The following is a 14,506-nucleotide window of genomic DNA, read 5'->3' as shown; positions in this document are numbered from 1 at the left end:
GCATGCAGGTAGGGGTTTTGTCTTTAAGTAGGAACTACAGAGATTCGCAGGCGCGTCCGAGAGACGGGCCAGCACACAGAATTTCTTGACGACCATAGAGCATTGGAACCACCTGATCCCATCCCGAACTCAGCAGTGAAACGATGCATCGCCGATGGTAGTGTGGGGTTTCCCCATGTGAGAGTAGGTCATCGTCAAGATTCAAACCCAAAGCCCCTGTCTGCGATGCAGACAGGGGCTTTGTCTTTTCCGGGTTTCAATATCGGTTAGAACTGATAGCTGACCGTGGCGCTCACATTGCGCTCTTCACCCATGTAGCAGTAGTTCAGGCTGGCACATGAGGTGATGTAGCTTTCATTGGTAAGGTTGTTGGCGTTCAAGCGCACATCCACACCCGTCAGGCCGACCTTGCCCAGGTCATAGCCGATCGAGGCGTCGAACAGGGTGTAGGAAGGCACCTTCATGCTGTTTTCCGCATCGACCCAGCTGTACCCCACATATCGCACCCCACCGCCCAGCCGCAGGCCATCCAGTGCCCCCTGGCGGAAGTTATAGTCGGCCCACAGCGAGAGCATCTGTTTCGGCGCCTGAGTCGGCGAATTACCCTTGTTGTCCAAGTTGCCCGACACAAGGCTCGGCATTGACTTCGAATACTCGATATCGGTGAAGGTATAGCCACCCAGCAGTTTGAGGCTGTCGGTCAGTTGCACATGGGCCTCCAGCTCCAGCCCTTGCGAGCGGACTTCACCGACAGGGCGGTAGAAGTCTTCGTCAGGCTGTTTAGACGCCAAATTCTCCTGCTCGATGCGGAACACCGATGCGGTGAACAGGTTGTCGCTCCCTGGTGGCTGATATTTGATGCCGGCTTCCCACTGAGTGCCCTCCGTCGGTGCCAGCGGCCGGCCTTGCTGGTCGGACACGGTGTTCGGGTTGAACGACTCCGAGTAGCTGATGTAGGGCGCAATGCCGTTCTCGAACAGGTAGAGCACTCCAGCCCGGGAGGTGAACCTGGAGCGTTGATCACTGACCTTGCTGTCGCTGTCACGGTTCTCTTCGGACACCTTCACCCAGTCCTGGCGCAGTCCCAAGGAAAAGCGCCACTGGTCCAGCTCCACCAGATCCTGCAGGTACACACCCGTTTGTTGCAAACGCCGCTGGTAGCGGTTCTCGCCCAGTACCTGAAGGTTGCCATTGCCGTACTGCGGATTGCCAGCATCCAGCGGGTCGACGGTGCCATAACGCCATGTCACGTCGGCTTTGCGCCGCTGGTAGTCAGCCCCCAAGAGCAGGGTGTGCTTGGCGGCCCCAGTAAAAAACTCTGCCTGCAGCATGTTATCAATGATGTATGAATGCAGACGCTCGTCGCCGCCGGTATAGGCGCGGTTTAGCATGTTGCTGTCAACATCTGCCCAGCCGGCGGCGTACACCTGGTCCATCGACACGTCGGAATCCTGATAACGGAAGTTCTGCCGCGCGGTGAAAACATCATTGAAGCGGTGCTCAAACTGGTAACTGAAGGATTGCTGCGTGCGCTCGTAGTTGTCGATGCTCGGCTCGCCTTCGAAGAAATGGTCTGACAGGCGAAAACCGTTGCGTTTGTGCAGCATGCCGTCTGCAGGGTTGCCGCCGTGGTACCCACCGTTAGGGTCGTGCTGCAAATAGGCCTGCAGCGTGAGTGAGGTGTCTTCGGTGAAGTCGACACTGATAGCAGGGGCGATGGCGTAACGTTCTTCCTTGTTGTGGTCGAACTGAGTGTCGGAAGCATCCGCCAAACCCGTCAGGCGATACGCAATGCGTTTGTCGTCATCCACAGGACCACTGAAGTCGAAGCCCACGCCACGCTGGCCCTGAGTACCTACCGTGGCCTGAACCTGATGGTAAGGGGCAAAGAGTGGCTTCTTGGTGGTCAGGGCTACCAGGCCACCCGGCGAGCTTCGTCCGTACAGTACCGAAGACGGTCCCTTGAGAATGTCGATGCGCTCAAGGAAGTATGGGTCTACCTGCATTGTGCTGTAGGTGCCGTTGTCTCCCATTGACTTGAGCCCATCGACGTAGATGTTGTCCACCGAACCGTCGTTGAAGCCGCGCATGGCTACATAGTCATAGCGATGAGTGGCACCGTACGGGTTGGTCAGTACTCCAGGCGTGTAGCGCATGGCTTGGGCAACGGTCTGAGAGCCCTGATCATCCATTTGCTGGCGAGTAACCACCGAGACCGATTGGGATGTCTCCACCAAGGGCATGCTGGTCTTGGTCGCCACCTGGCTGTGCGTGGCGTTGTAACCCTCCATGCTGCCCAGTGCGTTGCCGAGGGAGAAACTACGGATGTCGGTGTCTGGCAATGCCAGGGCAGCGTTCTGACGCTGTGCCTGCAGCACATAGTTACGTCCCCCCTGGCTGACGGCTTCCAGTCCGCTGCCATTTAGCAACTGGCGCAGCGCCTGATCGGCTGTGTACTGCCCCTGCAGTCCGTTGGAATGCAGGCCATCGGTCAGCTGAGGCGTGCTCGATAGGGTGATCCCGGCCTGGCGAGCGATTGTGTTGAGCACGTCGGTCAGTTGGCCAGCTGGTATTGCATAGTGTTGGCTCACTTCGGCTGTGTCGGCCGCAACGGAAAGTTGCGGAACAGTTGCCAGGCCCAGGGCGGTACCAAACAGAACAGCCCGGATGGCATGGCGCAAGTGAGCTGATTGCAGGACTGGACGAAAATCATTCGGGCTGAAAGTGTGGGTTAACACCGGGTTGGTAGACATGAAGGGTCCGTTAAAGTGTCGAGGGCAGAAAGTGTTGCTTACTGTCCTAGCCGGACCTGGATTCAAAACCCGCCAGAAATCGATAACGCCTTATCAGGTGATGCTCTCTACATGCACCCACCAGCGTGTACGTCGACGAAGTCGTACGGGCAACGTCTGCGGTAGCAGCCGAAGCAGTTGTTCCGGGTCTTCGAGGCGGAACACCCCCGACAGGCGCAGGTCGGCAATATCATTGCTGCAGCCCAGGTAACCATGGCGATAGCGGCTGACCTGCGCGAGGAAGTTGGAGAGGCGCATGTCCTGAGTGACGATCAACCCTTCAGTCCAGGCCATCGCATCCATGTCCATGTGCGCGAGCCGGTGCGCACCTTGAGCATCCAGGCGCCAGTTCTGGCCACCTTCGATCCACTGAAGTTGGCCAGCACCAGGCCGGTGTATCGCCACTTTGCCGTGGATGACGCTGACACGTGTGTAGTCGCTATCCTGATAGGCCACAAAGCGTCCTTCGAAGCCTTCAAGCAGCGCGTCGCGGGTTTGTACCAGCAGGGGATTCCGGGGGTTGCAGTTGATCATCAATTCCCCATGCTTCAGGCGGACCAGGCGCTGTTGATCATGGAAGGCCAGGTCCACGGCACTGCAGGTATTGAGTTGCATCAGTGAGCCATCGGGCAGGGTGAAGACGCGTCGCTCGCCCGTGCCGGTGGCATAGTCTGACGTCCAGGCACTCACAGTATCGAGGTCTTTGGCCAGCCAGCTCGCAGATCCTGCCATGACAACGCCGCCAAGCAGCTTCAGCGCCTGTCGACGGCGCAGGCGCTGCTGGCTGGTTTCCAGCGTCTGCAATGCCAGCCCGGCACCGGGGATAGCGCGCAGGTCAAGGTCCTGATGAAGGTGAACCACACGCTGCCAGGCCTGTTCGTTTTCGTAGTGGCTGCTGCGCCATTGCGCGCACTGTTGTTGCAGAGCTGGATCGTGCCCGCTCTCACGCAGCCGCAGCATCCACTGAATGGCCTGCCTGACCGTTTTTGTATCAGGGCGTGCGACGGTCATGGATTCAGCAGTCGTCTTCATAGCGCAGCACGTAGCAGTGATAGAGCGCATCGGCGATGTAGCGCTCAACGGTGCGAACGGAGATCCCCATCTGTTCGGCGATGGCCTGATGCTTCAGCCCCTCGCATTGAGCCAGCAGGAATGCGCGACGTACCTTGGGTTTGAGGCCGTCGAGCATGCGTGCAATACGTTCAAGCAATTCCAGCAGCAGCTCGCGGGTCTCGACTGAGGGGACCAGTGCTTCCGGCACATGGGCCAAAGCCTCCAGGTAGGCCCTGTGCAGTTCCTCGCGGCGCCAATGATCGATCACCAGCCCACGCGCTACCGTGCGCAGGAAGGCCCTGGGAGCATTCAGCTGCAATTGCTCACGACGCTGTAGCAAGCGGACGAAGGTATCCTGGGCGAGGTCAGCCGCATCGGCTGCGTTGCCGAGCTTGCTACGCAGCCAGGTATGCAACCAGCCGTGGTGGTCACTGTAGAGCGTTTGCACGGAATCGTTGCTGGGCATGGAGGAGGGCGCCGGCATCAATGGACGTTAATGATAATTAGTCTCATTGTTGGCGGAGCAAGATTAATTTGCAACCCATCAATTAACGCGTAAAGCCGGTAATGGGCTAACGCCCCAATTGCGTATCCAGGTAATTGCGGATCACCCGCGCCCCGCCATTGAGGTGCCGTTCCAGCACCGCTACCGCTTCGTCCACCAGCTTGTCGCTGGCGGCATCTACCAGTGCGTTGTGATCGTCCTGAGTGAGCTTGCCCAGGCCCATGGACGAAAGATGGAAGCGCAGGAAGCGTTCTTCCTCGTTCAGTTCGTTCTCGATAAGGCGCAGTAGTTTCTTGTTCGGCGCCTTGCTGTACAGCGCCATGTGGAGCAGGCGGTTGAGGCGGCCAATTTCGGTGTGGCTGGTCTCGTTCTCCAGTTGCTGGATATACCCGCGGGCGCTGGCGATGTCGCTGGCATCAAGCAGCGGGATAGACTGGCGCAGCGCCTCGCTCTCGAGCAATACGCGAAGGGCATAGGTGTCCACTGCATCCTCGCCGATCAGCGGTGCAACGACGGCGCCCTTGTGCATCTCCACTTTCAACAGGGATTGCGCTTCGAGCTGGCGCAGGGCCTCGCGCACGGGCATGCGACTGACGCCGTACAAGGTGGCGAGCTCTTGTTGGCGAACTGCAGTACCAGGCGGCAAGCGACCATCGAGAATGGCGCTGCGCAGGCGTTCTTCGATCACGCCACGGGCCTGATGCGGCAACAACTGCTCGCTGGCCAGCACATTGCTCAATTTGATTTTCTTGGCCACGCGACGCCTGCCTCAACGATGACTATATTGGATCCAATTAAACTAGTAACAGCTTGTGAGGGTGTCAAACCTGCACCCACACTGGTACGGGCGCCCCAAAAGCGCGGCTATGGTGGAGGAAGTCGCACGTCAAAGGAAGCTGCCTATAGAAAGATGTAAGCAGAAAGTATAGGCGGGCTGACAGCCGGGTGCGTGATTGCAGGGTGCCATTGTCTTTTGCGGTGGCAAGCCCCACCATCGCTGCTTTCGACTGGTCTGAACAGGGCTTCGCAGTGGCGATATCCTGGTTGCTCAAAACCGTAGTGCGATATGTCGGCTTTGCCGTGCTGCTGGGCAGTCTTCTGCTGGGCGGCTTGCACGCGGATTGGGATTTCTCCCAGATCAGCCGCAAGTCGCAGGCTCTGTACGGCCCACTAGGTGCCGGGCAGGGTCGCATCGATGCCTGGCAGAGCCTGATGGCCACGCAGAAGCAGGGTACCGAGCTTGAAAGGTTGCAAGTGGTCAACCGCTTCTTCAACCAGCAATTGCGGTATGTCGAGGATATCGATCTGTGGCATGAGGTCGACTACTGGGCCACACCTGTGCAGGCACTGATCAAAGGTGCAGGGGACTGCGAGGATTACGCCATCGCCAAATATTTCAGTCTACGGCGCATGGGAATCCCCAGCGAGAAACTGCGCATCACCTACGTCAAGGCGCTGCGGCAGAACCGGGCACACATGGTCCTGACCTATTATTCAAGCCCACAGGCCCAGCCTTTGGTGCTGGACAGTCTGATGGATGCCATAAAGCCGGCAAGCCAGCGTACCGACTTGCTGCCGGTGTACGCCTTCAATGGCGAGGGGTTGTGGCTGACGGGCGCGGCAGGGAACAAGAAGGTTGGTGATACCAAGCGGCTGTCACGCTGGCAGGATTTGTTGAAGAAAATGCAGGCCGAAGGGTTCCCGGCCGAGCCGGTTTACTGAAGGAGCACAGATGTCACTGTTCAAACAATTGCTGTTGGCCATTTGCCTGTTCCTGGTGGTCGCCTTCAGTGGCAGTTTCATGGTCAGCCTGGAAAGCTCGCGCAGCCAGTACGTCAACCAGCTGCGCTCGCACGCCCAGGATGCGGCCACCGCGCTGGCGCTTTCGCTGACGCCGAATATCGACGACCCAGCGATGGTCGAGCTGATGGTCAGCTCGATTTTCGACAGTGGTTACTATGCAAGCATCAAGGTCGTCGACCTGGGTTCCAACGCCGTGCTGGTGGAGCGTCACGCCGAGCCAGACCCTGGCGGTGTGCCGCTTTGGTTCGTGCGCCTGATCGGCCTCGAGGCCGCCGGCGGCGATGCAATCGTCAGTCGTGGCTGGCAGCAGGCAGCGCGCGTTGAAGTGATCAGCCACCCGATGTTCGCCATTGCCAAGCTTTGGCAAAGCGCCTTGGGCAGCCTGGGTTGGTTGCTGTTGTGCGGTGCGGCCAGTGCCGTGCTCGGTGCTTTGCTGTTGCGCCGCCAGTTGAGGCCGCTGGACTACATGGTCGAGCAATCCCACGCTATTGCCCGCCGCGAATTCCTCAGCCTGCCAGAGTTGCCACGCACGCCGGAGCTACGCCGCGTAGTGCAAGCGATGAACCAGATGGTCGAGAAACTCAAAGCCCTGTTCACCGAGCAGGCCGAGCGCAGTGAGCGGCTGCGTGCGGAGTCCTACCAGGACAGCCTGACCGGGCTGTCGAACCGCCGCTATTTTGAAATGCAGCTGAACAATCGGGTAAGCAACCTGGAAGACGCGCGCGCCGGTTACCTGCTGTTGCTGCGGGTTCAGGGCCTGGCTGGCCTGAACGCCCGCCTTGGCGGCCAGCGTACCGACCAGTTGTTGCAAGCGGTAGGTGAACAGCTGCGTCGTACTTGTGCCAGCTACCCGGAAACCAACGACCTCATTTCCCGCAGCCGCGGCGGCGAGTTTGCAGTGCTGGCACCGGGCATGGTGCATGAGGAGGCAGTACACCTTGCCCAGGCTCTGGAGGCAACGTTGCAGAGCCTGCACGAAACGGGGGCCAGTGATATCGACCCGGTGGCTTGTATAGGCCTGGCGCCATTCAGCCCTGGTGATTCACCCCAGGCATTGCTGAAGCTGGCCGACGAGGCTCTGGCCCGCGCTGAGAACCAGCCAACGCCGGGCTGGGTATGCCTTGAGCAAGGTGTTGCGGCGGTTGCCGCAGATAGCCAGCATGCCTGGCACGAACGGCTCGACCAGGCGTTCATCAATGGGCATTTCGAGTTGTTCTTCCAGCCAGTGATAGAGTGCGCTTCCTCGCAACGGGTACTGCACCACAAAGTTATTTCGCGTTTGCGCGATGGCCAGGGCGAGGCCTTGCCGGCGGGCCGCTTCCTGCCTTGGCTGGAGCGCTTCGGCTGGATGCCGCGGCTGGATGTGCTGGTGCTGGAGAAAGTGTTGGCGCACCTGCGAGGGCATGACCAGGTGCTGGCGTTGAACCTGTCCGCCGCCACCCTGGCCGACCCCAAGGCCCTTCAGCGCGTTTTCGAGCTGCTGGGCCAGAATGCGGCGCTCGGTCCGCGGCTGGTTTTTGAAATTGGCGAGGAGCAGTTGCCTGAGCAGGCAGCGTTGGAGCAACTCACCCGGCGCCTGCATGGGCTTGGCTTCGGGTTGGCTTTGCAACGCTTCGGTGGGCGCTTCAGCATGATTGGCAACCTGGCGCATTTGGGCCTGGCGTACCTGAAGATTGACGGCAGTTACATCCGCAACATCGATCATGAGCAGCACAAGCGGCTGTTCATCGAAGCGATCCAGCGTGCGGCGCATAGCATCGACCTGCCGCTGATTGCCGAGCGAGTCGAGACGGAAGGGGAGCGGTTGGTGTTGCTGGAGATGGGAGTAGGCGGGATTCAGGGGCAACTGGTGGGCGAGCCTGCGCCTTGGCGCTGAATGGCCTCCCGCGTGCGGCTGTAGGCGTGGGCTAGAGCCGCAAAAGGGCCGCGTAGCGGCCCCCAGGTTCACGTAGCGATTTGCAGGGCTGCTTGTACAGCCCTGTCGCGACATGAGGCCGCTCCTAAAGCAATGGCGAAACCTGCAGGTTGGCTATCACCGCTCGCGCAGCGCCTCCGAGCGCGCCTTCATGATCGGCTTGAGCAGGTAGCTCATGATGGTTTTCTTGCCTGTCATGATGTCCACCGTCGCCACCATCCCCGGAATGATCAGCAGTGGCTTCTCGTCAGTCCCCAGGTGGCTGCGATCAGTGCGCAGCTTGATCAGGTAATACGTAGTCTTCTTGTCTTCATCGGTAATGGTGTCGGCGCCAATCTGCTCCAGCTTGGCCTTTAGCCCACCGTAGATGGTGTAGTCATACGCGGTGAACTTGACCGTCGCTTCCTGGCCAGGGTGCAGGAAGGCGATGTCTTTGGGCAAAATCTTCGCCTCGATGACCAGCGTGTCGTCCAGTGGCACGACTTCGAGGATATCGCTGCCTGGCTGGATTACCCCGCCAATGGTGTTCACCAGCAGTTGCTTGACGATACCGCGTACGGGCGAAGTGACCAGTGTGCGGCTCACCCGGTCGTCCAGCGCCTTGCTGGTGGCGGTAGCCTTGTTCAGTTCGGTGCGTGCCTCGTTCAGCTGGGTCAGCGCTTCGCTTCGGAACTTGCCACGTGTCTCTTCGATCTTGCTTTGCACCTCGCGGATCGCCGCCTCTGCGCGCGGGATCGCCAGCGCAGTGGAATCCAGCTGACCGCGGTTTTCCACTTCAGCACGGCGCAGGCGCAGCACTTCAACCTGGGAAATCGCGCCGGTTGCCACCAGCGGTTCGGACATGCTGATTTCCTTGCGCAGCAGCTCAAGGCTGTTGGCGTACTGGGTGCGTTTGGAGCTGTATTCGCGCAGCTCCTGCTGGCGTTGGACCAACTGCTGCTGCAGGCCGCCAATTTCGTCCTGCAGTTGCTGGCGCCGGCTCTGGTACAGCGACTCTTCACTGGCCGCCTGGTTTGGCGCGGCTTTACGCAGCTTTTCGTCGATAATCAGCGGGCGGTCCTCTACCTCGGCACTCAAACGTTCGACTCGCAGGGCCATGGCCAGGCGGTCAGCCTCGGTTTCACCAACGTTGGAGGCGAAGCGGGTTTCATCCAGGCGCAGCAATGGCTGGCCCACTTCGACGATCTGCCCCTCCTTGGCGAAGATTTCGGCGACGATGCCGCCCTCCAGGTTCTGGATCTTCTGCACCTTGGAAGACGGAATGGCCTTGCCTTCACCCCGCGTAACTTCGTCGATGGGCGCAACGCTGGCCCATACAATCAAGAACACGAAGAACAGGATCACGCCCCAGATGGTCAGCCGCACCACCCGCGGTGCATCTTCGATCAGGGCTTTGTTTACCTCGGGCAGCGGCTGGCCGCCAAGCGAGTCGCTGCCTTTGAAATAGCGCCGCAGGCCGTCCTTGAACTGCCCCATATCCAGCTTATGCAACACTGATCTGCCCCTTCTTCAGTGCATCCATGACCGCGGCTTTCGGGCCGTCGGCGACAATCTGCCCGCGATCGATCACGATCAGCCGGTCTACCAGCGACAGCAACGAGGCACGGTGCGTGACCAGCAGTACCGTCTTGCCCTCCACCACCGCTTGCAGGCGCTGCTTGAGGCGTTCTTCACCGGTGTTGTCCATGGCGCTGGTCGGCTCGTCCAGCAGCAGGATCTGCGGGTTGAGCAGCAGCGCACGGCCCAAGGCGACGTTCTGCCGCTGGCCGCCGGACAGGTTCTGCCCGCGTTCACCCACTTGCAGCTCGTAGCCGTCGGGGTGCAGCCGGGCGAATTCATGTACGCCCGCCAGTTCAGCGGCCTGCAGGATCAATTCGTCCTCGATGTAGCGGGCGCCGCTGACCAGGTTGTCACGCAAGGTGCCGGCCAGCAGCTGGATGTCCTGTGGGACGTAGCCGATGTTGTGGCGCAGTTCGCTGACATCAATCTGGCGAATGTCGACGCCATCGACCAGCAGCGAGCCACCATCGGCCTCGTACAGGCCGACAATGAGCTTGGCCAGCGAGCTCTTGCCCGAGCCGCTGCGGCCGATGATGCCGACCTTCTCGCCAGGGCGGATGGTCAGGTTGATATTCTTCAGGGCCAGGTTCTGCTGGTTCGGATAAGTGAAGTCGACCCCGCGGAACTCGACGCTGCCCTGCAGCACCTTGCGGCTCAGTGGGCGCTCTTCGAAGTTGCGCTCTTGCGGCAGATCCATCATGTGGTCGGTGGAGACCATGGTCACCTTGGCTTGCTGGTAGCGGGCCAGCAGGCCGTTGAGTTGGCCCAACGGGCCGAGGGCGCGGCCGCTGAGCATGTAGCAAGCCACCAGGCCGCCCATGCTGAGGTTGCCATCAATGATCAGGTACACGCCGACGCAGATCATTGCCACGCCTGCCAGTTGCTGGATCAGCAGGGTGATGTTCATCGCCAGGCTCGACAGCACCTTCACCCGCAGCTCCAGGCGGCTTAGGGTGCCGAGCGTCTGTTCCCACATGTACTGGCGTTCGCTCTCGGCGTTGTTGACCTTTACCGCATCCAGGCCGGCGAGGGTTTCGATCAGGCTGGACTGGCGCTCTGATGCCAAAGCCATGGTCCGCTCCATGGTCGCCATCAGTGGCCGCTGCAGGGCGTAGCCGATGCCCAGAGCCAGCGGGAAGGCGATGATCGGTATCCACACCAGATGCCCGCCAATGATGGCGATGACGATCAAAATCAGGATGGTAAAGGGCAGGTCGATCAGGCTGGTCAGGGTCAGCGAGGCGAGGAAGTCGCGCAGGCCCTGGAACTCGTGAATGTTCTGGGCAAAGCTGCCGACCCGCGCCGGCCGGTACTTCATCGACATGCCGACGATACGTTCAAACAGCGTTGCCGAGATGATCAGGTCGGTCTTCTTGCCGGCCAGGTCCAGGCACAGGCCGCGAAGGCCTTTGAGGATCAGGTCGAAGATATACGCGCCGGCGATACCGATGGCCAGTACCCAGAGCGTCGAGGTGGCCTGGTTTGGCACCACCCGGTCATACACGTTCATCACGAACAGCGGCGCGGCCAAGGCGATCAGGTTGATCACCAGGCTGGCGGCGATGGCGTCGATATACAACCACTTGCTGCGCAGCAGGGTGTCGCGGAACCACGACTTCGCTCGTGGGATGAGGTTGCCGTGGTTGACATCGAACTTGTGCTGCGGCTGCGCGAAGAACACGCGGCCGCTGTAGTCGCTTAGCAGTGCTTCGCGGCTGACATGCACCTCGCCACCGTCGCTCTCGCTGAGTAGCAGGCGCGCGGTGTCATCGTTCTCCCAGCCGAGCAGGACGGCGCTGCGGCCCTCCTTGAGCAGCAGCATGGCCGGCATGGCGATACTCGGGATCTGCTCCAGCTTTCGCTGAAGCAGGCGCCCCTGCAGGCCAGCCCGGGCCGCGGCGCGCGGCAGCAGTTCAGGGCTCAGGCGCTGGGCGGGTAGCGGTAGGCCTGTTGTCAGCATGACCCGGCTGGCGGGCTTCTGGTGCAGGACACACAGGCTCAGCAGACTATCCAGCAGGGGATCGTCATGCTGACTGCGTGGATCGTGGCTGAGTTGGACTCGACTGACTTCGGATTCCACGCGGCGCTCTCTTCATCCTTGTGGTGGGTGGGGTGGGTGTGCCGTCGTTAAGGTCAGGCCGGCTCACCCTGGCTTTCTTTGGTGCTGCAAAGCTGTGCTGATAAGGGTTATCACGCCCTGGTGCTGGAGCAGCTGGCCAATGTTCGCCTTGAATCGGTGTTGAGTAAACAATTCTACGTGCTTCATTTTCACCAGACTTAGCGGGGCAATGATTGTTTCATTTTTGATCCAGCCATCATCCGGCTTGTTGCAGCATAGCCTGCCACTCAGCCAAGGCATGCAAGGGCTTTGGGTTCCAGCTTAGTCACTGTCAGTAAACAGGCGCTGGTTTGTTGGCGCATATCTGTGGCTTGTTAGTCAGAATTCATCTATAGAGTGCGGATCCTTGCCTTTCTTGCATTCAATATCCGCAAGCGATTTTCAATGATCGGGATACCATTATTCACGCACTCGTACGTCATCTCTTTGATTTGCGACACATAGCTGCTTGTGACTCGCGCAGCGTTGGAAGCCTGGTGGGCCTCGAGCGAGCAAGCGCCCCGGCTCTGGCTGGCTACCGACCTCTGCCTGGCCACATTCCGGCAAGGTTTGTGCTTATTTGGCAATCAGTGTCCGCGCGATTGACAGTGATCTGGATATTGACGCCAGTAACGCTGACATTGCCGAGTAAGACGGTCGCGCCGCATGATTTACGGCTGCTGAGGTGTATGAAAAAGTGCTAGGACTGATGGCTTAACACCTTTTTGATGATGTAAGACATTTGTCCTCAGGAAACGCTTGGCTAAGGTACAAATATCAATGTGACATTACATTGCCGATTGTTTAGGATGGCATGTATAAGGTCAATAGTTTGGCAGTCAGGCAATTCCAAAAAGTTATAGACGGAATATTGACGTCAAAAACGTCAAGAGATCATCGACATAGTTCCGCCTGAAGTGGCTAGCAAGCGCCGCTCTGGCAGGGAAGTACCCCATCGGGTCACACGGAGAGTCCAATGAGCAGCGTTGTAGCCATCGTCAAAAGCATTGTCGGCCAGGTTATTGCGGTATCCCCAGAGGGCATCCGGCGTGTACTTATCGAAGGTGACCGCCTGTTGGCCGGCGAGGAAGTGCTCACCGGTCCGGGTGGCGCGGTTACTTTGGAGCTGGCTGATGGCCGACTGCTCGATCTTGGACGTGACAGCCAATGGAGCGCCGATGCGCCTGACAGTAGCACCGACCTGAGTCAGGCGGCAGCCCAGGCCGCGCCTTCAGTGGAAGAGCTGCAGCAGGCAATTGCTGCTGGTGTTGACCCGACTACTGAGCTTGAAGCTACCGCCGCTGGCCCGTCATCAGCAGGTGGTGGTGCGCTGGGCGGTGGCCACAGCTTCGTGATGCTCGAAGAGACGGCTGGCCGAGTTGACCCGACGGTTGGCTTCCCGACTGACGGGCTGGGCTTTGCGGGCGTACCCGATAACCAAGAAGTGGGCCTGCTGGACACTAACGGCAACAACCTGGTGACCACACCGACGGATACCGCCGTCGCTACTGAGCTGACGCTTGGCGCAACCCCTTCCATCAGTGAAGCGGGTGGCGTAATCGTTTATACCGCCACCGTTGGTCAGGCGCCGACCACCAACCTGGTAATTACTCTGTCCAACGGTGCCGTGATCGTCATTCCGGCTGGGCAGACCAGTGGTAGCGTCAACGTCGCAGTTCCGGCAAACGACACACCCTACATTGACGGGGGCCAGATTTCGGCCACCGTGACAGGTAGTACCGGTGGTGGCGGGCTGACGGTGACATTGCCGCAAACGCCAGCGGTTACCCAAGTGACCGATACAATCGACACTACAACCGCGACCCTGACCGCCTCGCCAAGCGTCACCGAAGGCGGCGTTATCACCTACACCGTGACCCTGAGCAATCCTGCCCAGACGCCGGTGACCGTGACCCTGTCCAACGGCCAAACCATCACCGTTGAAGCCGGCAAAACCCAGGGCAGCGTCGACTTCCAGACCCCGGCCAATGACGTCTACAACAACGGTTCGACTGTCAGCGTCACTATCGAGAACGCCACGGGCGGTAATTTCGAGCAACTGACCCCGAACCCGACGCCGGCTCAGACCAGGATCAACGACTCGGTCGACACCACCACCGCGACCCTGACGGCGAGCCCGTCGGTCACCGAAGGTGGCGTGATCACTTACACCGTGACCCTGAGCAACCCTGCCCAGACGCCGGTGACCGTGACCCTGTCCAACGGCCAAACGATTACCGTTGAAGCCGGCAAAACCCAGGGCAGCGTTGATTTCCAGACCCCGGCCAATGACGTCTACAACAACGGTTCGACCGTCAGCGTCACCATCGAGAACGCCACCGGCGGTAATTTCGAGCAACTGACCCCGAATCCGACCCCGGCTCAGACCACGATCAACGACTCGGTCGATACCACCACCGCGACCCTGACCGCCTCGCCAAGCGTGACCGAAGGCGGCGTGATCACCTACACCGTGACCCTGAGCAATCCTGCCCAGACGCCGGTGACCGTGACCCTGTCCAACGGCCAAACGATTACCGTTGAAGCCGGCAAAACCCAGGGCAGCGTTGATTTCCAGACCCCGGCCAATGACGTCTACAACAACGGCTCGACTGTCAGCGTCACCATCGAGAGCGCCACGGGCGGTAATTTCGAGCAACTGACCCCGAATCCGACCCCAGCTCAGACCACGATCAACGACTCGGTCGACACCACCACCGCGACCCTGACCGCCTCGCCAAGCGTGACCGAAGGCGGTGTGATCACTTACACCGTGACCC

General features: G+C 59.9%; 9 protein-coding genes and 1 rRNA gene. 4 read left to right on the top strand and 6 right to left on the bottom strand.

The features are described 5' to 3' along the window. Positions 1-84: 84 nt before the first annotated feature. A 5S ribosomal RNA gene (rrf, locus tag V7787_RS49695) occupies positions 85-200 on the top strand. Between the two features lie 66 nt (positions 201-266). Here the strand turns inward: rrf and V7787_RS49690 are convergent. The 4 genes from V7787_RS49690 to V7787_RS49675 form a co-directional block, all read right to left on the bottom strand. Beyond that, positions 267-2,681 (bottom strand): TonB-dependent siderophore receptor, encoded by a 2,415-nt coding sequence (locus V7787_RS49690; RefSeq protein ID WP_064492506.1) that lies wholly within the window; start codon positions 2,679-2,681, stop codon positions 267-269. A 165-nt stretch (positions 2,682-2,846) separates the two neighbouring features. Continuing rightward, positions 2,847-3,803, bottom strand: a complete 957-nt coding sequence (locus tag V7787_RS49685; protein WP_336094944.1) for a FecR family protein — start codon at positions 3,801-3,803, stop codon at positions 2,847-2,849. Between the two features lie 4 nt (positions 3,804-3,807). Next, a complete protein-coding gene (locus V7787_RS49680) occupies positions 3,808-4,311 on the bottom strand; it encodes a sigma-70 family RNA polymerase sigma factor (protein WP_014589285.1) in 504 nt (167 codons plus the stop codon). 106 nt (positions 4,312-4,417) lie between these two features. Then, on the bottom strand, positions 4,418-5,107 hold the full coding sequence (locus tag V7787_RS49675) for a GntR family transcriptional regulator (protein ID WP_064492509.1): 690 nt from the start codon (positions 5,105-5,107) through the stop codon (positions 4,418-4,420). Positions 5,108-5,310: 203 nt separating this feature from the next. Between V7787_RS49675 and lapG the strand changes: the two genes are divergently transcribed. Then, positions 5,311-6,072 carry a cysteine protease LapG gene (lapG, locus tag V7787_RS49670; protein ID WP_172835033.1) on the top strand — a complete coding sequence of 254 codons (762 nt, stop codon included), beginning with the start codon at positions 5,311-5,313 and terminating at the stop codon, positions 6,070-6,072. A gap of 10 nt (positions 6,073-6,082) precedes the next feature. After that, positions 6,083-8,029: a cyclic di-GMP receptor LapD gene (gene lapD, locus V7787_RS49665; RefSeq protein ID WP_010951554.1), complete on the top strand. Its 1,947-nt coding sequence runs from the start codon at positions 6,083-6,085 to the stop codon at positions 8,027-8,029. Positions 8,030-8,185: 156 nt separating this feature from the next. Here the strand turns inward: lapD and V7787_RS49660 are convergent, their stop codons facing one another. Then, the gene (locus tag V7787_RS49660) at positions 8,186-9,544 is read right to left on the bottom strand and encodes an HlyD family type I secretion periplasmic adaptor subunit (RefSeq protein ID WP_177410035.1); all 1,359 of its coding nucleotides are present in this window, start codon (positions 9,542-9,544) and stop codon (positions 8,186-8,188) included. 7 nt (positions 9,545-9,551) lie between these two features. Then, positions 9,552-11,708: a type I secretion system permease/ATPase gene (locus V7787_RS49655; protein WP_003256004.1), complete on the bottom strand. Its 2,157-nt coding sequence runs from the start codon at positions 11,706-11,708 to the stop codon at positions 9,552-9,554. 994 nt (positions 11,709-12,702) lie between these two features. On the opposite strand from V7787_RS49655, the gene V7787_RS49650 reads away from it, so the two are divergent. Further along, positions 12,703-14,506: retention module-containing protein (locus V7787_RS49650; protein ID WP_336094943.1), on the top strand; the 1,804-nt coding region annotated here is incomplete at its 3' end.

Source organism: Pseudomonas sp. CGJS7 (assembly GCF_036961695.1).
Note: the sequence above shows the minus strand (reverse complement) of the source record. Positions and strands in the feature narration are given on the sequence as shown.

Excerpts from the sequence above, each read along its gene's own strand:
- V7787_RS49680 (WP_014589285.1), bottom strand. The coding sequence starts at position 4,311 with ATGCCCAGCAACGATTCCGTGCAAACGCTCTACAGTGACCACCACGGC.
- V7787_RS49660 (WP_177410035.1), bottom strand. The coding sequence starts at position 9,544 with ATGGGGCAGTTCAAGGACGGCCTGCGGCGCTATTTCAAAGGCAGCGAC.
- V7787_RS49685 (WP_336094944.1), bottom strand. The coding sequence starts at position 3,803 with ATGACCGTCGCACGCCCTGATACAAAAACGGTCAGGCAGGCCATTCAG.
- lapD (WP_010951554.1), top strand. The coding sequence starts at position 6,083 with ATGTCACTGTTCAAACAATTGCTGTTGGCCATTTGCCTGTTCCTGGTG.